This window comes from Sphingomonas sp. R86520 (genome assembly GCF_042466285.1).
Taxonomy (GTDB): Bacteria; Pseudomonadota; Alphaproteobacteria; order Sphingomonadales; family Sphingomonadaceae; genus Sphingomonas.
In genome coordinates this window covers 252,348-279,015 of record NZ_JAXHBZ010000002.1, presented here as the reverse complement: position 1 = coordinate 279,015, position 26,668 = coordinate 252,348, and the positions used below count along the sequence as shown (strand labels likewise).

General features: G+C 59.5%; 25 protein-coding genes. 10 read left to right on the top strand and 15 right to left on the bottom strand.

The window, feature by feature from the left end:
* From SJY41_RS21545 to SJY41_RS21525, 5 genes are all read right to left on the bottom strand, one after another.
* Positions 1-1,760 (bottom strand): transporter (locus tag SJY41_RS21545; RefSeq protein ID WP_380784430.1); only part of this gene is annotated, 1,760 nt, incomplete at its 3' end.
* A complete protein-coding gene (locus SJY41_RS21540; protein ID WP_380784429.1) occupies positions 1,753-2,088 on the bottom strand; it encodes a type IV secretion system protein VirB3 in 336 nt (111 codons plus the stop codon). The genes SJY41_RS21540 and SJY41_RS21545, both read right to left, overlap by 8 nt.
* A 1-nt stretch (position 2,089) precedes the next feature.
* The gene (locus tag SJY41_RS21535) at positions 2,090-2,413 is read right to left on the bottom strand and encodes a TrbC/VirB2 family protein (protein ID WP_380784428.1); all 324 of its coding nucleotides are present in this window, start codon (positions 2,411-2,413) and stop codon (positions 2,090-2,092) included.
* 21 nt (positions 2,414-2,434) lie between these two features.
* Positions 2,435-3,796 carry an LPD7 domain-containing protein gene (locus tag SJY41_RS21530; RefSeq protein WP_380784427.1) on the bottom strand — a complete coding sequence of 454 codons (1,362 nt, stop codon included), beginning with the start codon at positions 3,794-3,796 and terminating at the stop codon, positions 2,435-2,437.
* The gene (locus SJY41_RS21525) at positions 3,793-4,389 is read right to left on the bottom strand and encodes a lytic transglycosylase domain-containing protein (protein ID WP_380784426.1); all 597 of its coding nucleotides are present in this window, start codon (positions 4,387-4,389) and stop codon (positions 3,793-3,795) included. Before SJY41_RS21525 ends, SJY41_RS21530 begins: the two co-directional genes overlap by 4 nt.
* A gap of 802 nt (positions 4,390-5,191) precedes the next feature.
* Here SJY41_RS21525 and SJY41_RS21520 point away from each other — a divergent pair.
* Positions 5,192-5,743, top strand: coding sequence for a hypothetical protein (locus tag SJY41_RS21520; protein WP_380784425.1), 552 nt, complete (start codon positions 5,192-5,194; stop codon positions 5,741-5,743).
* Between the two features lie 357 nt (positions 5,744-6,100).
* On the top strand, positions 6,101-6,262 hold the full coding sequence (locus tag SJY41_RS21515; protein WP_380784424.1) for a hypothetical protein: 162 nt from the start codon (positions 6,101-6,103) through the stop codon (positions 6,260-6,262).
* A gap of 12 nt (positions 6,263-6,274) precedes the next feature.
* On the opposite strand, the gene SJY41_RS21510 is transcribed toward SJY41_RS21515, so the two are convergent.
* On the bottom strand, positions 6,275-7,360 hold the full coding sequence (locus SJY41_RS21510; RefSeq protein WP_380784423.1) for an AI-2E family transporter: 1,086 nt from the start codon (positions 7,358-7,360) through the stop codon (positions 6,275-6,277).
* Positions 7,361-7,529: 169 nt separating this feature from the next.
* Here SJY41_RS21510 and SJY41_RS21505 point away from each other — a divergent pair, with 169 nt between their 5' ends.
* The 7 genes from SJY41_RS21505 to SJY41_RS21475 all read left to right on the top strand — a co-directional run bounded on the left by SJY41_RS21505 (position 7,530) and on the right by SJY41_RS21475 (position 14,035).
* Positions 7,530-7,721 (top strand): hypothetical protein, encoded by a 192-nt coding sequence (locus SJY41_RS21505; protein WP_380784422.1) that lies wholly within the window; start codon positions 7,530-7,532, stop codon positions 7,719-7,721.
* 603 nt (positions 7,722-8,324) lie between these two features.
* Positions 8,325-9,182, top strand: coding sequence for a methyltransferase domain-containing protein (locus SJY41_RS21500; protein ID WP_380784421.1), 858 nt, complete (start codon positions 8,325-8,327; stop codon positions 9,180-9,182).
* 260 nt (positions 9,183-9,442) lie between these two features.
* On the top strand, positions 9,443-9,562 hold the full coding sequence (locus SJY41_RS21495; protein ID WP_192239727.1) for a benenodin family lasso peptide: 120 nt from the start codon (positions 9,443-9,445) through the stop codon (positions 9,560-9,562).
* Between the two features lie 130 nt (positions 9,563-9,692).
* Positions 9,693-10,265 (top strand): lasso peptide biosynthesis B2 protein, encoded by a 573-nt coding sequence (locus SJY41_RS21490; RefSeq protein ID WP_380784420.1) that lies wholly within the window; start codon positions 9,693-9,695, stop codon positions 10,263-10,265.
* On the top strand, positions 10,262-12,019 hold the full coding sequence (locus SJY41_RS21485; protein WP_380784419.1) for an asparagine synthase-related protein: 1,758 nt from the start codon (positions 10,262-10,264) through the stop codon (positions 12,017-12,019). The genes SJY41_RS21490 and SJY41_RS21485 overlap by 4 nt, the downstream gene beginning before the upstream one ends.
* Positions 12,020-13,051: 1,032 nt before the next feature.
* A complete protein-coding gene (locus tag SJY41_RS21480; protein WP_380784418.1) occupies positions 13,052-13,291 on the top strand; it encodes a DUF6894 family protein in 240 nt (79 codons plus the stop codon).
* A gap of 558 nt (positions 13,292-13,849) precedes the next feature.
* On the top strand, positions 13,850-14,035 hold the full coding sequence (locus SJY41_RS21475; RefSeq protein ID WP_380784417.1) for a hypothetical protein: 186 nt from the start codon (positions 13,850-13,852) through the stop codon (positions 14,033-14,035).
* Between the two features lie 1,463 nt (positions 14,036-15,498).
* On the opposite strand, the gene SJY41_RS21470 is transcribed toward SJY41_RS21475, so the two are convergent.
* A complete protein-coding gene (locus SJY41_RS21470) occupies positions 15,499-15,834 on the bottom strand; it encodes a hypothetical protein (protein ID WP_380784416.1) in 336 nt (111 codons plus the stop codon).
* A gap of 81 nt (positions 15,835-15,915) precedes the next feature.
* Positions 15,916-16,416 carry a TIGR02594 family protein gene (locus SJY41_RS21465; protein WP_380784415.1) on the bottom strand — a complete coding sequence of 167 codons (501 nt, stop codon included), beginning with the start codon at positions 16,414-16,416 and terminating at the stop codon, positions 15,916-15,918.
* A gap of 217 nt (positions 16,417-16,633) precedes the next feature.
* Between SJY41_RS21465 and SJY41_RS21460 the strand changes: the two genes are divergently transcribed.
* Complete coding sequence (locus tag SJY41_RS21460; RefSeq protein WP_380784414.1) at positions 16,634-16,942, top strand: hypothetical protein; 309 nt, start codon at positions 16,634-16,636, stop codon at positions 16,940-16,942.
* Positions 16,943-17,206: 264 nt separating this feature from the next.
* Here the strand turns inward: SJY41_RS21460 and SJY41_RS21455 are convergent, their stop codons facing one another.
* The 7 genes from SJY41_RS21455 to SJY41_RS21425 form a co-directional block, all read right to left on the bottom strand.
* Positions 17,207-19,276 (bottom strand): Atxe2 family lasso peptide isopeptidase, encoded by a 2,070-nt coding sequence (locus tag SJY41_RS21455; protein WP_380784413.1) that lies wholly within the window; start codon positions 19,274-19,276, stop codon positions 17,207-17,209.
* Positions 19,277-19,317: 41 nt separating this feature from the next.
* Positions 19,318-21,732: a TonB-dependent receptor domain-containing protein gene (locus tag SJY41_RS21450; protein WP_380784412.1), complete on the bottom strand. Its 2,415-nt coding sequence runs from the start codon at positions 21,730-21,732 to the stop codon at positions 19,318-19,320.
* A gap of 525 nt (positions 21,733-22,257) precedes the next feature.
* Positions 22,258-23,313, bottom strand: a complete 1,056-nt coding sequence (locus tag SJY41_RS21445; RefSeq protein ID WP_380784411.1) for a FecR family protein — start codon at positions 23,311-23,313, stop codon at positions 22,258-22,260.
* A 32-nt stretch (positions 23,314-23,345) separates the two neighbouring features.
* Positions 23,346-23,912, bottom strand: coding sequence for an RNA polymerase sigma factor (locus SJY41_RS21440; RefSeq protein ID WP_380784410.1), 567 nt, complete (start codon positions 23,910-23,912; stop codon positions 23,346-23,348).
* A 377-nt stretch (positions 23,913-24,289) separates the two neighbouring features.
* Complete coding sequence (locus tag SJY41_RS21435) at positions 24,290-25,207, bottom strand: HEPN domain-containing protein (protein ID WP_380784409.1); 918 nt, start codon at positions 25,205-25,207, stop codon at positions 24,290-24,292.
* 170 nt (positions 25,208-25,377) lie between these two features.
* Entirely contained in the window at positions 25,378-25,986 is a 609-nt protein-coding gene (locus tag SJY41_RS21430; protein WP_380784408.1) for a GntR family transcriptional regulator, read from the bottom strand.
* A 67-nt stretch (positions 25,987-26,053) separates the two neighbouring features.
* Complete coding sequence (locus SJY41_RS21425; RefSeq protein ID WP_380784407.1) at positions 26,054-26,668, bottom strand: acyl-homoserine-lactone synthase; 615 nt, start codon at positions 26,666-26,668, stop codon at positions 26,054-26,056.

Below are 26,668 nucleotides of genomic sequence, written 5' to 3'. Positions count from 1 at the left end.
TCTGCCGGGCCATCGAACGCCCAACCAAGCGGGCCGCCCAGGCACCAGCGCTCTAAACGCGCACCGATGCCTTCGGCATCGGAATAGCCCAGCATCTCGCGCAGCGCGCTGAACGAGCGCGACGGCGCCGGCAGCCGCATCACGGCTTCGATCCCTTCGTCGATCATCCTCTCCTCGGCGACACTGAGCGGTCGGTGTTCGCGACGCACCAGCACGCGGATGAACTGGCGCAGGAACGCGATGTTGTCGGGGGTGGGGGAGAGGCCCTTCAGCGGCGCAAACCCGGTAGGCTCGCCGTTGCGCAGCGCCAGATAGGTGCCGCCACAGGCGCGCACGAATATCTCCGCGCCCCGGTCCTTGTCGAAGAAAACTTGGCGGGCGCCGGTTTTCTCAAGCTGCGCCTGCAGGAAGTTCTGCAGCACGGTCTTACCGCGACCCGTCGGCCCAATGATGAGCGTGTGGCCGATGTCAGCGCGGTGAAAATTGAACCAGAAGGAGGAGCCGGCGCGCGTCTTGAGCAGCGTCACCGCCTCGCCCCAATGGTTCCCGGACTTACGGCCGGCGGGGAAGGTGTAGAAGGGGCTCAGCGCGGCAAAATTGCGGCTGTTGATGACCGCCGGTCGCGCCCGCATCTTGAAGTTGCCGGGGAGCTGCGCCCAGAACGCTGCTTCCAGCGCGACGTCCTCCCGCGCCATCACCATACCGGTATCGGCCGCCGCCGATCGCGCGACCGACAGGCGTTCCAGCAGCCGCTTCGGGTTCTCATCGATCACCGCGATCGACAGGTGATGCTCACCCATCGCGAAGCGGTTCGCCATCAGATCGTCCACGCCGTCGAGCAGCTCGTCCGCCTGGCTGACGCCAGCATCGTCGGACGAGACCATTTGCTTGTACTTTTTGGTGAACCGCTCGCTCGCGACCGACTTTACCAGCGGCGCGAAGCTCTGTGTCAGCACGAAAGGGAAATCGAGCGTCAGCAGGCTGTTGAACTGCCCCGTCCGCGTGGTCGCAACATACTCGCGCACCCCGAACATGCCGAGGTAGTGCGACTTGTGCGGCAACCGGATCTCGGCCGCCTCACGGCCGAACACCACCCGTGACGTGTAGAGTGCCTGACCCAGCCGACCGTTGAGCAGCGGCACACGGATGCGGTCGCCGGTCAGGATGAAGTGTAGCACCTCCATCGGGCGCGAGAACATCACGCCTTCATGCTCATAGAGCGACAGCGGCTCCGGCGAGACATCGGCCAGCAGCGATTCAAAATCGCGGCACTTGTCCGCCATGATGGTCAACGCGCGGTCATCGACCTCGCCGCTCGCGCTGCGCTTCGCAAACAGCTTCATCACCTGATCGCCGGCCATCTGTGACGGCCGCACCAGGATCGTGACGTAGAACTCGTTGTGGTAGAGGACCTTCTCCTTCAGCGTCTCGGCGTAGCGCTCCTGCAGCTGCTTCGCGAAGTTGGAGTGAAACTCGCCTCCGAGGACCGGATCGGTCGCCGTCCGGACGAGATGGGTCCAAAGCGCAACGCGATCGTCGCCGATCGAGCGCCACGCGATATTGAGCTTGTTATGCCATGTGTTGAGATCGGCGATATCGCTGGTTTCGAACGGCCGCCCATCGACGCGGTACATGCGCATGACCGAGCCGTCGTCGAGCGCGACCAGCGTGTCGTCGACGTGCCGCGTGTACGGGATGAACTTGATGTCATCCGCTTCGCGAACCGCGACTTTCTTATGCTTTAGTTTGAACTCAGTCATTGCCGAAGCGCTCCCGCTTCACGCCATTAGCGAGGCGGATGGGAGAGTAGCTCCCGCCTCCCCAGAATTTGCGGTTTTTGGACAGGAAGCCAGTCTGGAACCACAGGCCCCACAACCGAAACGCATTGAAGTCGTAATGCGCGATCATCCGCGCCGGGAAGTAGAGCGCCCCGAACAAGGCGAGGGGGTAGAAGGGATTATGCATCACCCCCCAGAACACCATGCAAACCATGATGATCGGCAGGATTGCCTCCAGCGGCAACCCCATGAACACCGACGGCCTGGTTAGGGCGAGGAACACCTTATCCTCGGCGAGCTTGTCCTCCATCTCAGCCGGCCGTTCCGCCCATCCACCCGACGATCGTGGTCGCCGAGAAGATGATGCCGATGCCGATCAGCACCGTGACGGCCCGAGGCCAATCCATCCGGCCAGTCAGCTTGGCGTAGCCGACCGCCATGATTGCGATGACGCCCACGACCGAGGCAATCGTGGTCATCCAGGTCTTGATCGTGTTGAGCCCGGTTTCGATCGAGGTTCCGTCCGCGTATGCAGGCTGAGCGATCGAGATCAGGGCGAGCGCGCCCGCGAAACTGACAACCCGCCGAGCTCGGGCGTCCGACATCAACCGGCCCATTTTCGTACTGAACTCCATGACGTTCTCCATGGCTTGGGGTTACCTTTCCAGGTCGAGGGTGCCCTGGGATGGTTCGATTTGCCGCACTGGCGTCGGCTCACGCACCGAGACATCAAGGCCGCGTCGGAGCACGTCCGAGATCAGCTGACGGCTCTCGAAGGTGGCAGTCGTCACGCGGATCGCATCATCGTCGAACGTCTGGCCGAGATGTCTTTCCATGGTCGCCTGCGCCTCGAGCGCATTGGCAAGCCTCGGCTCGGCCATGATCCGCTCGGCCGCGCCATGCAGAAACAGCTCTGCCAATTCTTCGCGCTCATGCTGGCGCTCGGCCGCGGCATCATGCTGGCGTTCTTCCCGGACGATCTGCGGCTCAGACGCGAGCTCCCGCTCCGGCACGAGCGTCGATTCAGCGACTTTCCGATCTTTTCGACCTGCGACCAATTCATCGTCTGCGGTGACGCCTGAACCACCTCTGGCGACGCTGTGCCGATCGCGCCCGGAGCGAACGCGGTCGATCGCGTCCGCGACCTCGCTGTCCCATGACCCTTCGCGTGCCATCTGGCGCAGATCTTCCGGCTTATACCCGGACTTCGAGAAGGCACTGACCAGCGTCGGGCTTTCCAGCGCCCACTCGAGTGCGTTGTCTAACACTTCCCGGTTAAGGTCCAGGCGCCTGTTCTGATCCTCGCGCTCCGTCGGAGCCATGCCCTCGTGCACGGCCTGCGCGAGGGTTTGTCGGTCTTTCATCAAGTTGCTCAGCCCCAGCAGCAACCGGTGATCGCCGTCTGCCAATTTCACGCCGTCGCCCGCCGGCACGCGATCCTGCGTGCTCGCAGCGCGATCGTCGTCGACCGAACTCGCAGCGACGGTCGTACCCACCTCGAAAGCTGGCTTCGGCCCCACTTGCTCAGGGGTGGGTGCTGGCGCAGCTCGTTCGGTCGCGGGAACCTGTGCGTCGGGCGCTCCGTGATCGTCACGCGCCGCGCCGGAGCGGCGCTGCTCCTCCATGCGCGCCTGCTCGCCGAACTCGGGATTATAGCCCCGGACGGTCAAACCCTCGCGCGATCCGGCCGCCCACACGGCCTGGCGAAACTCGGGTGAGCCCTCGACGTCGATCCCTTCCCAGCCATTGTACATGGCGATCTTGACCAGCGCGGCGATCGTCTCGGGGTCTTGGTTGCGCGCGACAAGCCGGTCGCCATTTCCGCCGATCTCAATCGACGGGATGTCCCGATCCCTGGGCAGGAACATACCGACGCGACGCTCGCTGCCGTCGCTCGGTTCTATCACGCGGACTTGGTACCGCGAGGCCAGCTCGGGCGGCATCTGGAATGTCGACGGCAGCTCGGCAGTCGCCTCGACATCGCGGCCGCCCCGCGAGACGGTGTTCTCGGTGCTCATCTGAACACTTCGACAGCGGTAGAGGCGATTTGGCCGACGACCCAGCCGTCGTTATCGCTGGGGCCTTTAGCGGGGAGGGCAGGTATCACCTCGCTCGGCGACGCGGGGGGTGGGGGAGGCGACTGGATTAAGCCCATTCCACTCGCAGCCGACCAGACGCGGCCCACATAGCCATTCCGGAAACCACGCGTCAGCGTACCCGTATTGTAGAGCGAATAGGTGGCCGAGATCGCTTCCAGGCCGGTGTAGTGCCGGCTCGCAAGCTCATAGCCTTCTTGTAGCATCAACGAGGCGAGCCGGAGGCTCGTACATGGCTCGAATGCCTGTTCGACGCGTACGCCCAGCCTGGCGAAATTGGCTGAGTTCACCTGCGCCAAGCCTACATCGACCGTAAAGCCAGCCGCGATATACTGACGCACCAGCGCAACCCCTTGCGCTACTGAGCGGGCGCGTACGCGGGGCCCTTTGTTGACGTTGATCGACAGGTCGTTGCCGCCACTCTCTGTCATGATGAGGGGAACAACCGCCTCTGTCGCGACCTCAGGCGCACATTGCTGCGCTAAAGCGGTGATGGCAGCGACAGCATGGATCATTGCTCGGTTTCGGTCTGGTAGCGAGTGTCGATCGCGTAGCGCGGTAAGGGTTTGGAATGTTCAATCGATCGAGTGCAATGAACGCTGCGATCAAAAGACCGATAAAGGCAGATGCCGGTAAGTATGTTTGCAATGCTTAATCGGCGACAGGGGTCAGGCTTGGATTCGCTTAAGATATGAATGTTAAGGACATGAGCTGGCGTCGACCGGTTTGGCATGAAGGCGCTGTCGCAGATCGGAGTTGTATTTCCTGCGGCGTTGTTTGTGCGATATAAACTCGTCACCAAGCTGAACCTCTGCAACTAGAATGTATTCGAGCTGCCGGTGTAATCCGTTCGTGTTCGAAAGGCAGTCACCGTAAATACGGTGGTACCACCGCGCTTTCTGACAACGCTATTCTCTTGCGGTCCGCCAATTACCTATGTTCGTCTGGTATGGTGGCGCAGTGGTCGAGTGCTGGATTTTGGTTCTGACATATCAACCAGTTGCAAGCAGTGGCAGCTATCGACCCGATCTCGTCGGGTACCCGTGCCACCGGTGACACTTTACCCGACGCCGGCAAAGTGTCATTATTGATCTGAAAATCGGCAATACACCTCCATTAAATGCCCCTCAACAAGGGCAGAACGCCGGTGTTCCGCAGCGCGGATACGAGTTCACTACGTGCGGTGGACTAATACCGTGAAGCCCACGCTGCGTTCAGCTCTGATGGCGCCGACGGCAGAGTGTCATAGGTGGCAAAAGTCTTCTCGTCGTCACGTTCGGGATTCACATTCCGGGTAGACGTGATAAGATTCACATTATGTTCCTGCAGCTTGACCTTTTCGATTGTGCGGAGCCGCCCTCAAAGGGGACTGCGGAAAGTCTCAACCTTCCGGCCCTGATTGAGCGGATCACCGATGTGTCGGCGCGACCGCGCTACGCATTCATGGTACTCAACCTCATCGCCAAGGTCGCAAGGAAGAACAGCGGTAGTGCGGGGCCGTATGTTATCGATCAGGAGCAGCACATCCGGCTGCGCGACTGGCTTTGCGACGCTCTCATTCCTGTCGCAAAGCGAGACCCCCGCCGATTGGCGATTGTGGAGCAGGTGAGGGCAGGGCTAGTCGCACAGAAGTTGCTGCCTGCCGATCCGACGGCTGCTGCTCATATGATCGATGAAGAAGTGAAGGTTCGCGTTCGACAATCCGGGCGCTGCAATGTGAGTCGTGCAGTGTCCGACCTTGTTCGCGCGGGTCTTATCCGCAGACACTATCAAGGCTACCGGGTCGATCATCATAACCGTGGGGCAAAGCGTGAAGCGGTATATACTATCACCCCGGCTGCGGCAGGGGCATTAGCGGGCCGCCTTTAGCCGTAATCGCGAGCCAGTCACAAAGTTCTTTGGCCCCTGCATCCGTCAGATCGTTTCAGATCGATGCCCATACAGTGCTTATCACGCTAGCAACGACCGCATTAGGCGCCGTCGAACCTGCTTGGCAGCGGCTGCTCTAGATGAGCGCCCTTTGATTGTACGCCGACGTCGCCGCGTCTAACAACTGCTGTGAGTTTAGCGCTGCTTCCGGCCTTAAGTTTGACTTCAGAGGATTGCCTTCAATGAATACCGTGCTGCTGGCGATGATCGGTGCGGTCGTGCCGTACGAGACGAAGCGGTAGTGCCCTTGTGGAACGTGATGCGGCCTCGCCTGTTGCTGTCTCAAGGAGAGAGATCATGACCGATCCAATCAAGCCGACCACCACGACCGAGCAGCCGAACCTGTCGACCGAACATCAAAACGAAGGCGATGCTCGCCGTCCTAGCGATACGCTGAACAAGGGTACGCCCACCACCGAAGGCCAGGACGCGCCGAAGCGAAAATCGTCTTTGACGTAGGTCCTGTGTCGCTCAATCCGGCATGCTGTAGGAAGACGGCGGGGTAAGTGCGACCGGGTCATCCGCGACCCATTCGCGCCAGATAAGTACCAGAGCAGCCATTACCGCAGGTCCAACGAACAAGCCCAGCAGGCCGACCGTTTCAACGCCGCCAATAATCCCAATCAGTACCCAGACGAACGGCAGCTTCGTGGCTCCACCGATCAGTGCCGGCTTAGCAGTGTGATCCACCACGAACGACATAGTACCGCCGATAACGCCCACGATGATAGCGGCAACCACCGCGCCCTTGATGACGAGTAGTGCGAGCGCGATGAGCATGATGGTTATCAGTCCGAACGGCACCATGGCGCCAACGCCCGCCAGAAGACCGAGCAGGATTGGGTGTGGCACACCAGCGAAGGCGAAGAGCACCGCCATAGCAACGCCCTGAGCAAGGCCGAGCAGCACGACTCCATCAACGGTACCGCGAACCGAGAGGGTGATCTGCCGGCCGATACGAAGGCCCGCATCACCGAACGCGCGATCAATGGCTCGAGTGAGCTGAGCGCCGATCGCATCATGATCCCGAATTATGAAGAAGAGCATCAGCACGGTGAACGCGAACACCACCGCACGCTCGACGATATTGTGTCCGACCGACTTCGACTTTTCGATTATGGTCCCCATGTCGAGCCGGGCGATCTGCTCCGCGGCACCCTGCGGGGTCGATAGGTGCGTTGTCCACCACGCTGACACCTGCGTCGAACCGACCGGTAGGTTGGCGACCCAAGCCGCAACCGGTACGCCATGAGCACGCGCGTCGTTGATCCAGTGCGTGATACCCTCCACCTCCACAAGAGCGCGCGTGACGGCGATTACCAGCGGAATCACGACGACCGCTACGACGGCAAGTGTGATCAGCCCGGCGGTCAGCATGTGCCGACCAGGCCAACGCCGAAGCATGCGAAGACGCAGTGGCTCGACCGCGATCCCCACAACACCAGCCCATAAGATCGCAGGAACGAACGCCGAGCCGATCCACAAAGCAATGAGGGCTACGGCTGCTGCTAGGGCAACACGAGCACGAAGCTGGGCGGGTGTAGTGGTGGCGGGCATCAATCAGCCTTTTAAACGGGTGCTTGTTTTAGAGGTGTAGCTGCGTCCCGCCAATCGCCCGTAATGACCGGCAGATCCACTACCAACGAGGGGCATGAAGCAACCGTTGACGATCGGCATGGTACCACGCAGTTTCACGCAGCCCGGTCTTCGGGCAGGAGAATGCAAGATGCGTAAACTGCTGTTCGCTGCCGCCTCGCTGTCGTTGCTAATCGGGGCGCCGTCGATGGCTGCACCGTGCAAGGACGCCAAGGGTCGCTTCACCAAGTGCCCGCCGAAAGCGCCTGCCAAGGCTATCCGCTGTAAGAGCGCGAACGGCAAGTTTGCGAAGTGCGGGACGGCAGGAGCCAAGCCGGTCTGAGGCAAGACGAGCGCGGGCGTTCATTCCCGCGCTCGCTGCTTAATCTCTAGCGCCAGCGATCGGCCGCTTACACGAAGGCTGGCCGACCAAGATTCACACCCTTAACTACGTCGTAGGCACCCATTTGCGTCGATGCTGAGGCTGATGCGGATGCCTGGGAACGCCGCCAGCGTAACCGTCGTGCCGGAGTTGCTAGCTGCAGGGCGCGCGCTACGTGCTTGCCAATAGAGGCTATGACGCCGCCTCGCTCCGTCGCGGCACGCCAGGCGCGAGGCTGTACCCGTCATCTAAGCCAATCCAGCCCTAAGCGGAGGGTTTGCTACGATCGGGAGCGCTACAAGATCGTCATTTTGGTCGAGAATGCACTCTGTAGCTTCAAAGAACTTTGCCGATTTGATAACCGTTACGATAAGCCCGCCGCCAACTTCCTGTCAGGCGTAGTGCTAGCCGTATATTTTTATTATTTAATTAGTTCCGAATCGGCATGATATTGACAGCATACCAATCAATAGAGTTCGACAGTTGACCGCTGTGTTCGAAAATGATCAAACTGCCCGCGAGTGCATGCGGCAATAGCCGTTCGTCCGGCTACATGATCGGGAGATGATTTTGTCATATTCGGCACGTCAGGCGAAACGTCTCGTAAAAGAGTCCGTTATTACAAGTCTTGCGTCTGTCGCAACGATTATGGGCTCGCCGAGCCGTCGTCGCGACCGGATTCTGCCGCCTACAACGCGCGCAAAGTTTCTGAAGACCATACCCATGAATGGGGCGGTGCTCGAACTTGGGCCGTTCGACGTTCCGCAGATGGTCGGTGATAGGGTGGCATATTTCGACGTGCTTGATCAGGGTGCGCTACGCGTTCGCGCAGTGCACGAGGGCCGCGATCCGACGGGGTGTCCGGTCATCGACTATGTTTCCGATAGCGGGGATCTTTCCATCGTGCCGGGTCCGTTCGATACCGTTTTCAGTGCCCATGTGATTGAACATCAGCATGACCTCATTCAGCATCTTGCTGATGTTCACCGGCTGCTAAAACCGGGTGGTCGTTACTATATGGTCGTGCCCGACAAGCGGTATTGCTTCGATCATTTTCTAAAGCTGACAACGATCGAAGACGTGGTCGCGATGACGGATCAGGGGCCTGCCGCTAACGTCGAGCGCGCCATTTACGACGTCTATCACAACCTAGCACATAACGACTGCCTGAAGCATTGGCTGGGCTTGCATGGTGAACGTTTGACCACACCGGCCACGGCAAAGGCTGAATATGAAACCGCGATTGCGCGGTATCGCGACGGCAATTATCGCGACGTTCATGCTTGCCATTTCACGCCGTCCAGTTTTCAGGAAATCTTGACTACACTGTATGAAGCAGACCGCAGCGCGTTGCGGTCTATTGTGGTTCACGATACGAATTTCGCAGACCTGGAGTTCTTTGCGGTCCTCGAAAAGTCATAGCGGCATACAGGAGGATCGCTGGGTCTCGTCCTGTCTGCCTCGGTAGAGCAAGAGGTTCGTTGGTCTCGATCGTCAATGCTGATTGGGCAGTTTACTGTGGAGTACTGAAGGCCTGCGATAGGTGTGCGTTTACCGGTGTTTCGCAGATTTGGAGTTGGTCATCGCCGCCCGGAATATAAGTTTCGTATAAGATTGGTATACGGCAACTCCACGCGCAGGGTCTTCGTGCTGCAATGTCGCGGCAATCGAAGGAGCTGATCATGGAACGCAATGACGATCTCATCGAACTCGGCGTGGCAAGCGTAGAGACCAAGGGTTCGGTCGGTGCAGGGCAGGATGAAATCCTGCAGCGCGCACTCGCCGGCCTCTCCGACGACTGAGCGAAAGGCGGCGCGCGGAGCAGTCCGCGCGCCGTACCGCCTTTATGGGTTACATATTCCGTCCTGGTTTGCACGCTTGTGATGTCGCGGAAGCCTAGTCTTTCTCGATCTTCCCTCGGATCGCTATTTTATGTTGGCTCCCGCTCTCAACGCAGTATGCCTTCGTCTTTGCTCAGAGCACATTCTCTACTCAAGCGATGCCCTTGAGATCAACCAGCTGATCGATCGCGATATCGTACGCTGGACGGATGGTGCAATCCGTCCAAAGCTTTGTCCCCCTTTAGCGTGTCAAACACTGGACGGGCGAGATCGCGGTATCGAGGTGCCGTCTTCTTTGGTGGTCACCGCACTTGCACAATATGCCTTTGCGGCCGCGATCATGAAATGCCGGTCGTTAAGCCGCGTTTTGAACGGGATCGCTCTCGACAAGCAACGGCTGGTTGCGGGCCGGTCGGCGCATGATCCAGCAGAGGTTGCCGCAGGTTTCATGGCGGCAGATCGGCTGGTAACCGCCCGCGGTAGGTGCCTGACCCGATCAATCGCAATCGCACGGACCATGTTTGCGCGCGGCATCGCACCTGACCTTGTCTTGGGCGTGAAGCTTAGGCCGTTTGAGGCTCATTGTTGGGTCCAGCATGACAACGTGCTGATCAGCGATGATCCGGGCTCCGTCGCACCCTTCACACCGATCCTAGTGGTATGACGACGCACCGCTATTTTGCGCTGATCGTAAATAATCCGGCTGCAAGGTCTGCGTGGGAAACCGCCCATGCCAGGGCGATCGCCGACGCCGAGCCTTTCGCCGTGCAAAGCTATGGCGCGCGTCTGATTGTGATCGCTGAGAGAACAGCGGTCGTCGCAATCGGCGACCAAGGCGTCGTTGTCGGTCGCCTCCACCCAAGCCAATCAGAGTCAGCTCTACGGGCATTAGATGCCGAGGCCTCGGGCATGGCCTTGCGCACACACGGCGCATCGCTTCTGCGTGCCTGTTGGGGCTCTTATGTCGCGTTCATTGCAGCGATTGGAGAGGACAGCGTTCACGTTCTTCGCAGCCCTTTCGGGGACCTTGGCTGCTATTGGGCCCAATCCCCATTCGGCGTTCTGATTGGCTCCGACATCGATCTGTTGCGCCGCTTCGGCGGGTATAGCTCCAAGGTTAGTTGGTCCGCTGTCGTTCGCCATCTGGTTGCCAGTGATCTTCATGGGCAGCAGACCTGCCTTGAAGGCTTGAACGAACTCTCGGGTGGTGAACGACTGACTGATAAGGCAGGTCGGCATGCCGTAGATACACCTTGGCGCATCTGGGATTTCGTTGATCGCGGTGTACGAATGCGCGGCCCTGACGAGGCCGCAGACTGCGTACGCGATGCTGTTCAAATCAGCGTCGCCGCGCAGGCCCGAGCCCATTCCAAGGTACTGCTGCGGTTGTCCGGTGGTCTTGATTCCTCGATTGTGGCGGCGAGCCTGGCCAAGACCGAGGCTGTGTGTGTTGCAGTGACGATGGTGACCCGCGACCGAGGCGGTGATGAGCGTGTGCACGCGCAATCCGTTGCCAGACATACGGGGGTCACCCTGACCGAGGTTGTACGAAGCACGGATATGGTCGATCTTGCGGTATCCGAGGCCCGCACTTTGCCCCGGCCAACGGCACGTGCCTTCGCACAAGCCAGCCTGTATGTTGCCCGCACGCTTGCGCGCCAACAGGGCGCCACCGCGATCTTCGATGGGGGTGGGGGCGACAATATGTTCGCGGCTTTGCAGTCCCCCGCTCCCGTTGCGGACTGTCTACACCGAACCGGAGGATGGGGGCATTTTTGGCGCACGGCGCGATCGATAGGGATCGCAGCTAATACCGGAACCGCGCACGTCGCACGCCGGGCGATCTGGCGTGCCGCAACGCGGGGGCCTGCCTATCGCTGGCAAGCTGATACACGCTTGCTGTCGCCAAAAGCCTGCGAGATGGCGCGGGGAGCGACCGATCATCCGTGGCTTGTGCCGCCTAGAGGCGTCCTGCCTGGCAGTGCGGCGCACATCGCCCTTCTCGCGGGGGCCTCAAGCGTCGTGCAGTCTCGCGATCCCCAAGCGGCTATTCCAGTGTGTTCTCCTTTAATTACGCAACCTGTCGCCGAGGCGTGTCTTAGCGTTCCGAGCTGGCTGTGGACGCAAGATGGCCTAGATCGCGCGGTCGCCCGCAGCGCGTTTCGCAATGTTCTTCCGGCAGGAATTTGCGATCGACGTGACAAAGGATTGCCAGACAGCTTCCTCATGGAGCTTATCGACGTCAATTTCCGTCAAATATCGAGTATGCTATCTGACGGCGTCCTTGCATCCGAAGGATTGATCGATACCACTGCGCTGGCAGAAGCTCTGCACCCACCGCGGCTGGCCAAAGGCGGGGGCTATATCCGCGTGATGCAGCTGGTGGATGCCGAAGCCTGGGCCCGATCAATGTTATAAAAGCCGCAAGTTCAATTGCTAATCCAAACTTCTGGACTCGACAACAACGCTGTTACGCCTGGCGCGCGTGATGGTCCAACGATGATAGTCGCAACCTTCGCGGGATCGGGGTCAGATACACCTGGAAATCAGAAGACAAACCAGTCGATCGCCAGCGTATAGGCGGGAGGCAGCCAAGCAGCACGTCGTCGCTGACCCATTATCGTTTAGGTTCGCTGCCCCTCTGGGAAACTCGCCAAGATTCGTGAAATGAGGCTTGCTCACAATGTGACCGCGCAAGATCAATCGGGATTTGTGCCGAAATCAGTATTCTTCTAGGCGACTGAGGCGAGTAGCTTCGTCGGTTGGGCGTCAGGCCTCCGAGGATCCTGAAGAAGTTGTACAAGACCTTGGCCTTCGAAAATGAAAGGCGGAACGTGCCGATCCGGCATAGACACTCTCACACCGGCCAGAATGCTAGGCCGCAGCGTCTTCAGTCCCGCCACCAGCGAAGCCAACGTATCTTCACCGATGATGACGGACTCTCCCTGACGACGTTCGACGGCGACTGCGTTCTCGTTCCACAATGGCATAACTTCTCCCCGTTTCGGTTCTTTGATCTAGCCGAAGACTATTCGAAACAAGGCCGAAATGGTTTTAAATCGTACTGATCTGTAGCAATCGACCTTTTTATCAGCGTTCTCGGACTCGGCTGAACTCATCCGGTACCCGCTCCGGGTCTGTTCCGCTGCATCAGCGGTAATTTCGTCGAATTGACGCCAAGCCGTAGCGTGTTGCACGCTCGCGTCGGCATAATAGAGCTTGTGGGTATCAGCGACCGGCAAGTTTCCTCTTTGTCAATGGTCGCTCGCGAACGGCAGTACCTTTAGGGGTTTGCGCTGCCACCACGAGTTCCGAACTATGGACCTGCCTCGTCAGGAGGTATCGAGTACCGGTACGGCTGAACCCCGTTCCTGTAAGACGCGACAAACCTAACCTTTGTAATTAACCCGGATGAGGGATCGCTGGGCTTCAATCATGTAGGTGCGCGTGATGGCAAGATTCTTTTTCCATCTAAACGAGCGCGGCAAAGTAACCCAGGATGACGAGGGGAGAGAACTCGCCGATCGATCTGCGGCGTACAAAGCGGCTATAGTTGATGCTCGGTCCATCATGGCCGCTGATTTGCTTGGCGGTTCGATATGCTTAGGCAGCCATATTGACATTATGACATCCGAAGGCGAGCGCGTTCAGAAGGTGTCATTCAAGAACGCCGTAATAATAGACGCCTAGGCTCGAAACCTCGGGGATTGATTCAAGCAGGATAAGTACCGGTTTTCGAACCTGGTCCAGATATGCGCCTCGTTTCCATGCACCGTCTGGACGACCGCTTTACCCTAGTTAGCTTTCGTCCATCGGGGGAAGGGGGGGGGGGCATGCCCGGCGCGGACATATCCCAGTTGTACGTCGCGATCGTTCCATACTCCACGGGGTTGCCGTAGTATGTATAAGCCAGCTCGAGGCGGGGCTCTACCGGATCAACCAGGGCGTAAAGCACGGACTTCGCGCGTCTGTTTCTTTTCCTTACCCAGGTTCTGGAAGGCGATGCCGCCAGTGCAAGGCCGTGAGTTACTCTATGCGATCTATTACCAATCCCTGATCAAACTAGGCTAGCTTCGAGGTTCGGCGTTGGTATTAGTGGAAGTAGCCGTCGCCAATTTCCTGGAATTGAACAGCGGCTAGGAACGGCGCGCGAGCATCAGGCGTGCGTCGTTCCGATCTATCACACAAACACATTTGCCTGAATCGGTCGATGGGGCATAGGCTCCGCGAATGGGACGAGCAGGACCAATGGAAGATCGCGAAGTCTGGATACAAGCCGGCGCGATCCTTGCCGTGCATGGCGAACGGACAGTGGACTATATCATCGACCAGATGACCGACGCGCTTGGTGATCGGATTGCGGTCGAGGACTGGCACCGTGTGGCTTCGGCGGTCGACGCGATTGTCGATGCCCAGCCTCGGCAGTGTTCATAGGAGGATAACAGTTGTGAGGGTGACTGATCGCCTGCTTTTGATCCTTACCATCATATTTTTGGCCGTGACGCCGCTGATTGCTTATCATTACCTCCCGCCCTGGCGCCGCTGAACTAGCACCCTATGCGTTCGATTCCGAATAAGCCCCCCGGGCGTCGCAGCTGCCAAACAATCTTGTTGAACGACCCAGTCACGCTCCAGCTTCTGCCGATCTGGTTATCTTGCTGCGCGCCTTCCCAGAACAATCGCGGGAGGCCGGCGTTCGGGCTAGCGCGTCCATAGGCTCTTGTATGCCGAGCGAACAGACACCGTGTCGACGCGGCCTTGCTCGGTTTGCTCCGGCGTGGCCCGCAAGATCTGAACCGCCAAGTCTATCGTAATTCGAGTTTGCCAGTACATCCTCCATGGATCGCAACGGAGAACAGACTTGCCAGGGTTCGATATGGTTAGGCGGGCAGGTTCCGCACGAGCACCGATAAGGACGCTCCTCGAGCACATCCCGGCGTATATTTGGGAAAGCGGAATGGAACAGGCCGAAGATCGAACGCCGTTGGATAAGGCTGGCGCGGTTTGGCAGGCCACCTTCCGTAAAATGACCGTAGTTACAAGGTAGGCGCTCACAATGTCTGATAGGCAGGCAAAAAAATGGCCGGGGTTACCCGGCCGTAGTGATTAAGGAGAGGATGCCTGAAAGGCGTCTTCAGATTAGCCTACCGATTAAGCCAAATCAATTGCATAATTCGTGCGCTTCGCCATGTTTCAGCGGTCGAGCGGGAAGCCCTCAACCTACGCAGTCGCCTTCTTGCTGGATAGCGGGCGACCCGTCGCAAAAGATTGCCCCGCTACGCTTGCCCGTGCGCAGGACGCGCAAAGGTGATCATCGGCTTGGCGCTGCCGGCATTGTGTTTCTTCAAAATAGACGTAGGTTAGTAAAGGGTGGGGTAAGGTAGAGGCCGGTTACTGAGTCTTCCGGCCTCCGCGCTCCGTCCGGATCACTGAGAAGTGTTCGGGCGGAGCGCGTTCGCCTCGCTCTTCGAAATATGCTGGGAACAATTAGCTCGACAAGCGTTCTCGTAGTGCCGGAGCACCTGCCCCCCCCCCCGCGACTCTGGCCGGCCCGCCTTGCGTTCACACGGCGTTTGAGGTGGGCCGTTAGGGCAGGTCGCCGAGCTCGCGTAAGGACGCAGTCATGTCTGCAGGTGCCGGGAGGCGTGCCCTGCAACGCGGCACCGAGGGCGTCGATCGCGCTTTGATGGGGCGCTTGAAGAACGGGATAATGCCCGCGCCGGTCATGCCGGGTGGGGCGAGCGGGTTACCCTAACCTCGTTGGTTTCAGGATTGTCGATATGTTCTGTGTCCAACTTGCCCGGGGCGGGGGACAGGTCAGGCCAACTTGAGGCTTTCCTTGCTCCTTCCGACGGTAATGTGTTTGTTATTCCGAAAGCTGCCCACGGTTCGGATTGTTAAAAAGGGTCAGTTTGATCGATTATATATTCCAAGATTTTTCCTGGAAGAGGGTGGCTGAAGTCGACCCCTATCGCCTCTGCGCTGCTCCAAGCGACCCAGCCTGTTACGTCCGCAAACTGTGGAACAGCAACGTGAACGAAGGTGCCGACGGCGACTGCAAGGTCGGTCTCGATACGGCAACCCCGGTTCGTGCAGTCCGTAATCTTAGCATTCCTCGCGTCAGACTTGTCGGCGGCTACCGATGCCGCCCAGTCCACGACGATGCGCACTGCGTGGCGTTGTTCTTTCCCACGCCACGCTGGATCCACGGGATTGAGCGTGCGAGCGGTCATAGCGGCGGTCTCCCTGAAAATGCTCAGTCGATGTTTTACAAGCCTGGTAGAGCCTTACGATCGCGAGATTAATAGCACTTGCTACGCTTCGGCGCTGGAGATCGGCTTACTCGCCGTCATTTGCACCGGCTTACCGATCACCGGGCGGCCCGGTGGCCACCGGCGCGCGATGCATCGATCCTTTGCAACCCTTGCGATCGTGACCGCATCCCCCTGGTTACCGCCCAGAACGTGGTACGCCTTCGCGTCTTCGCCTACATAGAAACCAACGTGACCCCCGCCGGGTCGTTCGAATACCAGAACCGTCCCCGGTGCCAGGCGCTCGGGCCGAAGCGATTGCCCCCATGTCGACCAAGACGTCGCCCGCACCGCGATCGCGGGCAGCTCGATGCCATTTTCTTGCAAGCAGTACCCAACGAATACGCCGCACCACGGGACGCTATCCGCGTTATAGATTATGCCGAGCACCTTTATACCAAGCCGCTTGGCCCAACCGAGAATCGTTGGGCTGTTCGCAGAGCCAGGCGCTTCCTTGGTGCCGAGCTTCGCCCTTGCTGCTCTCAGCCACTTCGGCTCGGTCACCACACCTCCCGCATCCTTAACTGGTATAGATCGAAGCGGCGGCAACCACGCCGCGAGCACCAGCGCGGCTGCTAACGAGGCGTTCCAAATTACTGATAACCGCCATTTTCCTCACGCTCTTTGGCAGCGTCTTCTTGTACCTTTTCCATCTCCTCTGCCTCTTCGGCCTGGGTCGCGTCGTCGTTTTCCGGCTCGTCGATCATGATCATCTCCTTGCATGTTCAACGCGCGGCGCAGCTTTCGGGCGCAGTCGTTCGTTACCAGCCAAGTGGCGTCGATGCCGCCTAACGTGATACCGGAGACGACCATGCGATTTGTTCAGATCGAAACGCTGCCCTCGGGCAAGGCACTGGTGGACATCGACAAGCTGACCCACGCTGTGCCGGAGGGTGAGGGGTCCCGCTTGTTTCTGGGAGCGCAACACGTCGACGTGCCGCACTCGCTTTCGGAACTTGAAAACGTCCTGGCAGGTCGTGAGCGAACCGACAACGGGGAGAGCAGCACGGCAGGGTTCGGCGTTAGGTAAGCGGGTAAGACGATAAGCGTCCCGCGTGTCCGTGTGACTGAGCAGACGAGGCGCTAAGGTACTTGAGATCCGAAGCCAAGGCTTCGGGTCGGATAGTACGGCGGCAAGCTTCATTTCGGATGAAGTATCCCGCTTGCCGCGTGCGAACCGATTGCGCTTCGGGGATACCGGCTAGCCAAAGGCGGAAGCTATATTAGCGTGATGCAGCTGGTGAATGCCTAAGCGTTGGCTCGATCAATGCTATCAGAACCGCAAGTGCAATTGCTATCCCGGGCTTCTGGATCCGCCTGACACGTTACGCCCGGTGCTCATGATGGCCCAACGTTGATAATCGGCAACCTTCGCAGGGTCGGGATCGACTACACCCTGAAACCAGTAGGCGAACCAGTCGATCGTTCGCGTATAGGCGGCCAATCGATGCGCGGGCTGCCACTTGATGTGATGCTCGTTAGGAAAGACGACCATATCGATCGGCTTGTCATGTTCGCGCAACGCCGCGAAGGTTTCGAGCGCCAGCAGATATTCGTCGTCCGACGCCTGGATCAGCAGCGGAACGTCCATCGTAGATGCATTGAGCGCGAGGGACGCCGGTGTCCAGAAAGCCGACGCCTCGTCGGTCGCGCGCGGGTAACCAAGGCTGCGGTTGAAGTCTGCCCATGCGGGACCGCCATAGGTCATGGCGGTCTTGGGTTCGAGGCTGCTCGAACTTATGACTGCGGCCGAAAAGACGTGGCTATTGATCAGCCCGAACCGCGCGCTGGTCGCTCCATCGCTGACACCGGTGATGCCAATCCGATGCGTGTCGATCAGCCCCCGCGCCGTGACCAGAGAAATGCCGGTCAACATCGATGAAAGCTGGCTGCGGCGGTCGGCCCAGTCAGTAAGACCCGCACGATTGACCGCGTCCCAGTCCTTTAGGCCGGGAAGGGCAAGACCTATCGTTTGCGGCACTTCGAGGCTGAGAACGGCCAGGCCTCGCGCGGCAAGGGCGAAAATGGGATATTCGTCGCCGGTCCCGCCGCGCAGGAATCCCAGGCTGTGATACTGGACAACGATCAGCGGCAGGGCCTTACCAAGCGTGTGGCCGGGGGGCAGGACCAAATCTCCCCATGCTGGAAGTCCGCGGTCGTTGGTCCATGTCAGCCGTTCAACGGTACCGAATTGCCACTGAGCGGCTTCGGGGTTCGGATTGTATACTGGCGCCGTTGCACCGGTTTCGGGTGTAAGATCGACAATCTCTCGTGGGGATGTTGATGTCTCTCGCAGGCATAGCAGGCGGGACCTATGCGGGAGGCACCCAAGCAGCACGTCGTCGGTGACCCATAATCGTTTGGGTTCGCCAGTGCCTGGGGTCCACCGGTAAAACGCCAGCTGGCTTTTTGCCCAGCCCTCTCGACGTAGATACGAGACCCCGGGTCCCGTCGTGTTCCAGAAGAGGCGGACGATGCCACCCACGCATACGCTGGCCGTACAGGGTGCCTCTATGCTTTCGGCGTCAGTAAAGTGGAGCCGAAGCGGACTAGATGGCGAAGCACCATCGGCATCCAACCAGGCGGCTGCGCCGGCCGCGTTGACGAGTCTGGTCCCACGTTCGTGCGGTCTACTGGCTGCGAGCCTAGAGGTCTCAGCGGGATTTGCTTTGCGGATCGTGCCGGTTCGCACGTCGATGGCTTCGATCACCGCCGGTACGTCCCCACGCATTTGGGGGCGGGCGCCATAGGTCGGCGAGAAGCGCGCATCGTAATGCCACCCCCTTTGTCCCTCCGCTATATCCTGAGCCCGGATCGCTATCTGCTTGGGACGGCTTGAGACGATCATGGTGCCGTTCGATGCCCAGATCCATTGCTCGATATCGACTGGGGAGCGGGTCAGAGGCTTCGCACGTCCCGTCGCGACATCGACCTGCCAAACTTGTGTGATCCCGTCGTCTCGGCGCAGATAGCCAAGCGTACGGCCGTCGGGAGACCATGCCGGTGTTACCGCGGCGGCCATGCCGAACGGGATCAGCGATCCGCGGACATTGGCCGAGATCATCATGAACGCGCCGCCCCGATCCACGACCCGCGGCACGCTGCCCGCCTTGATGTCGGCAACCAGCAGCATGCGACAATAGGTGTTGGTATCCGGGTCACCCTGGCTGAGGACGAATGCCACCCGGGTGCCATCTGGCGCGATTGCGAGTGGACTTGGCATGTCGATTGCCGATGAGTCTGGTGCTCCGATATCGCGCAAGCGCACCAGATCGTCGGGCGTAATGCTGTGAGTGCGCTTTGCCTTTGCCGCGATCGATAGAGGCAAGCAGTCGGCTCTAGCGAGCGTAGGGCCGAGCAGCATCGCTGTCGTCCCGATACCAAGCATCACGTTAAAGGAGCGCCTTACCATGATTTGGCGATCGAAAGGCCGACGTAGCGACCGACAGGCGAGTAGTTGGTGGAGTCATACGGCGCTTCAAAGAAGATGCCTGCGATCGAGGCCGGTGTATCGTTGAACACGTTCTGCATGCTCAACGCGATATCGACCCCATGCGACACGTCGGAGCCTTTCGTGTTGTAGCGGACCGTCAGGTCGAGCGGTGCCATCGCCGCGATACGCCGGCTGGGTACGGCGCGCGTATCCGTGACGCTACCGATATAGCTCAGCGTACTTGTAAGCGTGAACGCACCATCACGCCAACTCGCGGTGCTGCGAGCCCGAACATGCGGTGGGTTGAAGATAGTACCGGCGAGCGTGGTGACGGGCAGTGTCGGGGTGATCTGCTGATTGCTCGTCAGATAGGTAGCATTCGCGCTCAGATCGATGGACTCGTCGGCGCCACCGATCTGGAAGTGGTATCGCGCCAAGGCATCCACCCCGTGGATACGTTGTTTGCCTGCATTGACGTTGCTTGCGTCCGCGATCGCGATGATGGTGACCGGGTTATAGGCCGCACCACTGGCGTTGACGAACGATGGCGACGCGGTCACCCGCGTGGCAATCTCCGCAGCCGTCGGATTGCGGGTGACATAGTCAGCATAGATCGGATTGCTGAGCGCCTGGGACGCGCGGTCGATCGGCGTGACGATGCGGTCCCGATACCGGGTTTCGAAATAGCTGATCTCGAGCTGCGCACCGCGTAACGCTGGCGGATGGAGAGCGAGTGTTGCCGACCAGCTCGTCGCGCGTTCGGGCCGCAGGTCGGCGTTCCCGCCGCTGACTAAGGCAACAGTCGAGCCTGCCGGGTAGCCTGTACCGCCCACCTGTGCCGCGCGGTAAAGGACCACGCCGGTCGGCTGGAAGGCTTGGCGCAGGGTCGGCGCGCGAAACGACTGACCCCAGCTCGCCTTGATGTCGAAGAGTGCACCGGGCGCGTAGATAAGCCCGATCTTGGGTGTCGCCACATCACCGATGCCGGGATAGCGCTCATACCGTGCAGCTGTCGTCAGGTTGAGCCGGGATATTCCGGGGATCGCCATATCAGGGGCGACGATGGGCAGGCTGAGTTCGGCATAGCCGTAGGCGCTGTCCTGTCCGCGGGTGAAGTTTTGCGTGTTGCCCGAGCCTGCCGAAAATGCCGTCCCGTTCGATCGATATCCAGCGCCCAGCGCGACCTTCAAATCGCCTGCGGGCAGGGTGGCAAGAGCACCGTTGCCACTCAGTTCGATCGACTGCTGGTCGTTACAATAACACCCAGCGCTAGTGTAATCGAGCCGGGCACCGGTGAACTCCCGGGTCAGGAACCGCGTACGATCCTGCGCGATTGATCCGGCAAGCGCGATACGCCAGTCTTGTCCGACCCGCCATTCAATCGAAGGGGCAATGACAAAGGACCTCGCCCCACCCGAACGCTCGCCATGCGCGATCGCACGATCCCCGCTTTCGTCAAGCGGATAGGCCAGCGCCTCGGTTCGGCGATTGTACAGCGCGTCGACCGAAACAGTGAGGTTGTTACCGATCGCCTGATGGCCGGTGAACAAGACATTGTGGCTTTTGATCGCGGGATAGAGGGTCAATCCACGAGTGATCTCTCTTGCATAGTCGCGCTGCGACGCGGCGATCTGGGTGTTGCGGTTGAACTCATAGGCAAGCGCGAAGCCGCCTGAGCGCCACGTCGTACCGCTCAACAAACCATATTGCTGGGTGAAGTTACCGCCGTCCGTTGAAGCGCCGAGACCGGCGCGCGCTTCTATGCCTTGGTAATCGCGCTTCAATACGATGTTGGCCACCCCGGCGACGGCATCAGACCCGTAGATCGCCGAGGCGCCGTCGGGAACGATCTCCAGCCGGTCGACGGCGCTGAGTGGGATTGCCGACACGTCGACACTCTGCCGTGCACCGCCATAGGAGACGCGGTGTCCGTTAAGCAGCGTCAGCGTCGCATCGCTGCCCAGACCCCGTAAGTTGATCGAAGAGCCACCCCCTACATCGCCGCCGCTACTTCCCGGAACGTTCAGACCGATCCCAGGCTGCTGGCCCCCGCCAAAGCTTTGCGGCAGCGAACGGACCACGTCGCCAAGGGTGGCCTGTCCTGTGTTGCGGATAGCCTCCTGGCCGAGCGTTATGACAGGTGACGCGATCGGCTCGCCGCGGATCCGCGAGCCGGTGACGACGATCTCTGAAGGCGTGGTTGGCGTGGTATCGTTGGCGCCCACCACGCCTGGAGTGCTCTCAGCCGGGTGGATGAGGATCGCGTCGCCGTCATAGATCGCCGTCAGCCCCGATCCAGCCAGAAGCCGATCGACGACCTGCTCGATCGTATAGACCCCGTCGACGCGCGGTGCTTGCCTACCGGCTATGCTCTGAGCCGGAAACATGATCTGCCGACCGGATACGCGCCCTGCTTCACGTAGCGCCAATTCCAAGCTTTGGGCCACGAGATGATAAGCCCGTGGCGTGCTCGGCAGGCCGAATGCAGGTGTCGAACATATCACACTCATTGTTACGGCCGTGGCCAGCATGGTACGTCGGATGCGTCGGTCGTGATGTTTCATTCTGCCCCCTTGTGTCCGCCGCAATTGATGCGGCGATCAGGACATCGACGGATCGGAACTGGGAATTATGAGAGGGCGCCGAAATATTTAGCGGCTGGCACGCCACGCGGGTGTTGCACCCCAACCGCGGTTTCGATCGATGTGGAATAGAACGCGGCGATCGGCACGAAGATCAGCACCTCCGGGTTAAGGTGGAAGATCTTGCCCGATCAGCACCGCCATCTCGTCTTGCGCGACGGGTACCTAACTGAAATAGAAGCCAGCGGCCCGGTTATTATTGGGCGGCTTCGTCCTGCACAACTTCGAGATCATGCTTCCGGCTATCATTGTGCAGGACAATTTTTTGCTTCAGCTAGTCCGGTCTTGTTGGGAGGGGCTCGCACTTTTCACATCAAGCTCCTCCGGAGCGCGGCTGCGCAGCACCAGCCGGGATGGGTGGCTTCGGTCGACACGCAGATCGAACAGAAGCGCGAGCCTGTCAGCCAGCTTGCGCGGCTCGTCGATGCGGATGGTGCCTGAAACGCGAAGATTGCCAATCGCGGGATCGGCGAGTTCGATCTGTACATCGCCATACCGGTTGGCAGCACGGGCTACCGTCGCCAGTGGAGCACGATCGCAGTCGAGTTTGCCTGTCGGCCAGTTTACATCGATCGGGCTGGCAAGTGTCCTGGCGCCCGTTAGTATCGTTTCTGCCATCACGACCTGCTGTCCCGCGCTGAGCCGCTCGATCACAGCCTTACGCGTCAGCATCCCCGAAGTACCCCCGGGAAGTGCCACGTCGATCACACCGCGTAGTAGCCGAACAGCGACCCTGCCATCCGGCTGCAAGGCGACGTCAAAGACCGTCCCGTGGGCGGTCACCTGACCCATACCCGCGCTTACAACGAAGGGTCGTGATTCGTGCGCGACATCGAAGCGCGCTCGACCAGACCGAAGACGAAGGTGCCGCGCCGTCCGATCGAACACAATGTCGATCTTGCTGTTCGTATCGAGTGTTAGTACCGAGCCGTCCGCCAAGCGGATCCGGGAGATCTGCCCCAACCGTGTCGCAAATTCAGCCCTTAGGGCAGTAAGCGGAGCCGGCTTTGTACGCATGGCACCCGACGCATCGAACGGTAGCCCTAGGCGATCCAGCATCCATGCCCCACCAGCAAGTGGCACGACAACGAGACTCATTGCGATGAGCAGCTGTCGTATGCGACCAAAGCCCTTGGCGTCCACCGCGGGCTGCCGTTGAGACACAGGCGCAGTGAGGCCCTTACCGAGACTGAAGATCTCCGCGATGCGCGAATACGCTTCACGGTGAAGCGGGTCCTGCGCAAGCCAAGCCTCGAAGTCCTTGCGCATGATTTCAGCATCGGGGCCACGCATTGCGGCGAACCACGTTGCGGCCTTCTCTCGCATGTCACCCTTCCGATCCGAATGATCCACGCCTGTCATTCGCGATCGAAGGCCTTGTCCAGATGCATGAGTGCCCTTGCGAAATGATATTGCACAGTCGGCACGCTGATCCCCAGCTGCTCGCCGATCGTCTTATACCCAAGCCCGTCGACACGATGAAGAACGAAGACGCTCCGCGTCCGATTAGGCAGGGCGGCGAGCGCTTGGGCATAGACACGCATCGCGTCATCCGCTTCGATGACCTGGCCCTGTTCGGGTAGTACGCCAAGGTTGCAGTCGTCGATCGACACGTGAAATCGTGCCAGGCGGGCTTGGGACCGTCGCGATCGATCGACGAGCAGATTGCGGGCGATGCGCTGCAGATAGGCGGCGGGCCGTCGACAGGTCTGCGTCGCCCTGACAGCGACCAGGCGGGCAAAGGCTTCCTGCACAAGATCGGGCACGTCCTCAAAACCTCGCGCGTGACGGCGGAAATAGCGGCCAAGGCGTGGTGCCTCGTCGCGGTAAAGCTGGTCGAGCTCGACAGACTGCGTCGGGTCCGAGACGGGCTCCGTCGGATCCAAGGCGCGAACCTGTGGCCTTGGCGCGGCATTGCCGCTCATGACGGGCACCATGCCTTGTAACGCTTACACGTCCGCTGATCATGGACAGTCGAATGAAGCGGCATGACCGCACCTCGCGCGCCGACGGGCCGCGTTCCAGTGGAACGTGGTGCTATGCGAGGTGTGTCTCGGCACGGCTTGGCGCCTACGGCGCAAGTCGACCTTTGGACCGTCCGACCTTCATGGACGAACGTGATAATGCCCGGCGGGGAGATCCCACGGAGCGGTTGCCAGCTTCATCCGCCCCGTACCGTCTATGATGCAGGTAATACCGATGCATCACAAGGGCGGTTATCTATCGCGACCGCATTACCCGACCGTCGTGCTAACCGGCCGCTACGGCTAGCAACGGGGCAGGGGATGTATCGCAAACGCGTTCACCCGGCAGCGGCCTTAAGCTTGGCGAGATGCGACGTGCAGATCATATGAACCGCTTGACCGAGTGCTTCGATGCGGTCGCTCAACCACGCGAGCTCGTCTTCGGTGATACGATAATGCTTCGAGTAGCGCGCCTTCACATAAGCGTCTTTCAGCTTCTCGAACATTGCGCGTTCCTTGCGGGTGCCGCGGGGCCAGGCCTCAAATAGCGTAGGATCAAGCCGTTCCGCCTGCGTCCGGAGGAAAGCAAGGTTGTGATTGTAGGGCGTATAGAAGGTTAAGGTAAGAAGAAGGCAGTTGTAGAGCCGTTCAGTGGCTTGTTGAAAATCAAAGGCTGCGTCCTTGAGGTAGCCTTTTGAAATATCGAAATTTGCGATGTCAAATCGCTTCATTGCTGACGGAAACCACTCTTCGAAATACTCCCGCGCCATCGTAGAGGCTTCGATTGGTGTTTTGGGTTTGGGTTGGTGCAGCTCACGATCATCGGACTGGTACAGTACGATTCCTTCGCGTGCGATCTCGAGGAAGAAGGTCCGGCCATGGGCTAGCCCGTCATTCACTTGCTGCAATGAGTGCACGATGAAGTTTACAGGCGTGGTGAGTGTTTTCTCGATCAGATACTCGCGAACGAGGCGTTCCTCGACCTCTGACCAGTAGGCGGCGCGGTCGGCCAGTTCCTTCTGGTTCACAATCACCAACAAGTCGAAATCGGATTTGTAGCGGTTGGCCGACAAGGGGGCGTCGACCCAGTCACCGCGGGCATAGGATCCAAATAACACAATCTTGAGAATCCGCGCTCCCTTGCGGCGTCCCGTCGCGGCACCGCTTACAACGGCGAATTCTTCGAACAGCGTTGCAACGATCCGATCCAGTTCGTCGCGCTTGTGGGGCGGCAGCATCTCGAGGTTATTTTGCATCCTTATCATCCTAATCGGTCACGTCTCTCAGCGGCACCCCTTTACCATCGGAACGACATTCGAATCCTGCGGCGAGCCGATGTCTGCTTCACTCCGGGGCGCTGCCAGTCTTGGAGACATGTGACCCTCCGTTAGGGTGCAGGGGCGTGAATATTGATCTATTCTAGAGATCATGTTTTGCCGCGATGCATCGCGGCGACGATGCGGCCACACTGCTGCATACGTCGCCGGTGATACCGTATTATCTCTGCTCGGCGGACGGCGGGTGTTCCCTTGTCTATCGCATGTAGAAGAGCGGTTATATCATCGAGGGTCGCGATCCCAAGGCTTGCTTCGGCAATCCGTGCATGGGCTAGCCGGTCACTAACGCTTTCTACTGCAGCTAGCATATCGCTTTGTCCGGTCTCCTTCGCAATCGTCCGGAACGCGCGTGCAGCACGGGTTTCCAAATCCGCGGGATCCGGCAAAGCCACAAGCAACTTTTGCGGCGGTTTGTCCAATGACCCCAGCGCGAGAAGAACCAGCATTTGGTTCCATCGATAGCGATCACGCAGGTCTGGTTCGGTTAGGCTCGGCACGGCGAACCCTTCCGAGACGCCAAGTGCGACGAGCCGTTCGCCAACCAACCTGTATAGTGCGTCCCGCACCGGCGTAATGCTAGCGCCGAGATCGTCGGCGAGTACGGCAAGGTCGATGCGTTCGCCGGGCCGCCACCACCCCGTCAGAACTCGTCCCCGGATACGGGCATAGGCCCGGTCGAAGGTCGGCGCGGAGTTCATGGCGCTCGCCTACAACTGTGTGATTCCTCCATCATCCATTCTCGTGGCACGTCGTCGAATGAGTCGATCATACAGCCCTTCCACTAAGACGATGCGGCTTTGTGGAGTAGATTCCGGTAGCGATCATTCGGTTGGCGGTTTGGTCGTCGATATCGATGCGGAACGGAATCAGCGCTTTGGGTCCGCAGGATTTCGGCTTGCCCAGTGCTCTGCAAGACCATCCAAACTGGGAAAATTGCCGAAACCAATTGACCTCTGCAACGCCCGTGTAGGTTATAATGGTCTCCCTTAGCGCATAGTCGACAAGTGCAGTGATAAGCAGGTTGCGTGCTGCGCGCCGCTCTGACCGATGCTGATAGCGATCTAGACAGAAGCGTGTAATCTCGAGCACGGTAGGGCCCTGCGGTAAAGGCTCGTTGCAAAGATCGGGAAACAGAACACTCAGTATATGCGGGCGCGTTGTCGGTAGCAAACGGGTAGAGGCTGCATGACGTTCACCGTCCTTCATTATTATTACGTACCGAGCATGCGAATCGTCGAATTGATCAACCTCGTAACGACTGTCAAAAACTGGTAATTTCCATTTTAGCAGATCTATGAAAACAGATCTTCGCGCAGCAAACATCTCTTTCTTGACGCTGCAATGTTCGATATCCTCGGTATTACACACTACCACCCGCAT

Excerpts from the sequence above, each read along its gene's own strand:
- SJY41_RS21540 (WP_380784429.1), bottom strand. The coding sequence starts at position 2,088 with ATGGAGGACAAGCTCGCCGAGGATAAGGTGTTCCTCGCCCTAACCAGG.
- SJY41_RS21535 (WP_380784428.1), bottom strand. The coding sequence starts at position 2,413 with ATGGAGTTCAGTACGAAAATGGGCCGGTTGATGTCGGACGCCCGAGCT.
- SJY41_RS21530 (WP_380784427.1), bottom strand. The coding sequence starts at position 3,796 with ATGAGCACCGAGAACACCGTCTCGCGGGGCGGCCGCGATGTCGAGGCG.
- SJY41_RS21525 (WP_380784426.1), bottom strand. The coding sequence starts at position 4,389 with ATGATCCATGCTGTCGCTGCCATCACCGCTTTAGCGCAGCAATGTGCG.
- SJY41_RS21520 (WP_380784425.1), top strand. The coding sequence starts at position 5,192 with ATGTTCCTGCAGCTTGACCTTTTCGATTGTGCGGAGCCGCCCTCAAAG.
- SJY41_RS21515 (WP_380784424.1), top strand. The coding sequence starts at position 6,101 with ATGACCGATCCAATCAAGCCGACCACCACGACCGAGCAGCCGAACCTG.
- SJY41_RS21510 (WP_380784423.1), bottom strand. The coding sequence starts at position 7,360 with ATGCCCGCCACCACTACACCCGCCCAGCTTCGTGCTCGTGTTGCCCTA.
- SJY41_RS21505 (WP_380784422.1), top strand. The coding sequence starts at position 7,530 with ATGCGTAAACTGCTGTTCGCTGCCGCCTCGCTGTCGTTGCTAATCGGG.
- SJY41_RS21500 (WP_380784421.1), top strand. The coding sequence starts at position 8,325 with ATGATTTTGTCATATTCGGCACGTCAGGCGAAACGTCTCGTAAAAGAG.
- SJY41_RS21495 (WP_192239727.1), top strand. The coding sequence starts at position 9,443 with ATGGAACGCAATGACGATCTCATCGAACTCGGCGTGGCAAGCGTAGAG.
- SJY41_RS21490 (WP_380784420.1), top strand. The coding sequence starts at position 9,693 with ATGTTGGCTCCCGCTCTCAACGCAGTATGCCTTCGTCTTTGCTCAGAG.
- SJY41_RS21485 (WP_380784419.1), top strand. The coding sequence starts at position 10,262 with ATGACGACGCACCGCTATTTTGCGCTGATCGTAAATAATCCGGCTGCA.
- SJY41_RS21480 (WP_380784418.1), top strand. The coding sequence starts at position 13,052 with ATGGCAAGATTCTTTTTCCATCTAAACGAGCGCGGCAAAGTAACCCAG.
- SJY41_RS21475 (WP_380784417.1), top strand. The coding sequence starts at position 13,850 with ATGGAAGATCGCGAAGTCTGGATACAAGCCGGCGCGATCCTTGCCGTG.
- SJY41_RS21470 (WP_380784416.1), bottom strand. The coding sequence starts at position 15,834 with ATGACCGCTCGCACGCTCAATCCCGTGGATCCAGCGTGGCGTGGGAAA.
- SJY41_RS21460 (WP_380784414.1), top strand. The coding sequence starts at position 16,634 with ATGTTCAACGCGCGGCGCAGCTTTCGGGCGCAGTCGTTCGTTACCAGC.
- SJY41_RS21455 (WP_380784413.1), bottom strand. The coding sequence starts at position 19,276 with ATGCTGCTCGGCCCTACGCTCGCTAGAGCCGACTGCTTGCCTCTATCG.
- SJY41_RS21450 (WP_380784412.1), bottom strand. The coding sequence starts at position 21,732 with ATGTTTCCGGCTCAGAGCATAGCCGGTAGGCAAGCACCGCGCGTCGAC.
- SJY41_RS21445 (WP_380784411.1), bottom strand. The coding sequence starts at position 23,313 with ATGCGAGAGAAGGCCGCAACGTGGTTCGCCGCAATGCGTGGCCCCGAT.
- SJY41_RS21440 (WP_380784410.1), bottom strand. The coding sequence starts at position 23,912 with ATGAGCGGCAATGCCGCGCCAAGGCCACAGGTTCGCGCCTTGGATCCG.
- SJY41_RS21435 (WP_380784409.1), bottom strand. The coding sequence starts at position 25,207 with ATGCAAAATAACCTCGAGATGCTGCCGCCCCACAAGCGCGACGAACTG.
- SJY41_RS21430 (WP_380784408.1), bottom strand. The coding sequence starts at position 25,986 with ATGAACTCCGCGCCGACCTTCGACCGGGCCTATGCCCGTATCCGGGGA.
- SJY41_RS21425 (WP_380784407.1), bottom strand. The coding sequence starts at position 26,668 with ATGCGGGTGGTAGTGTGTAATACCGAGGATATCGAACATTGCAGCGTC.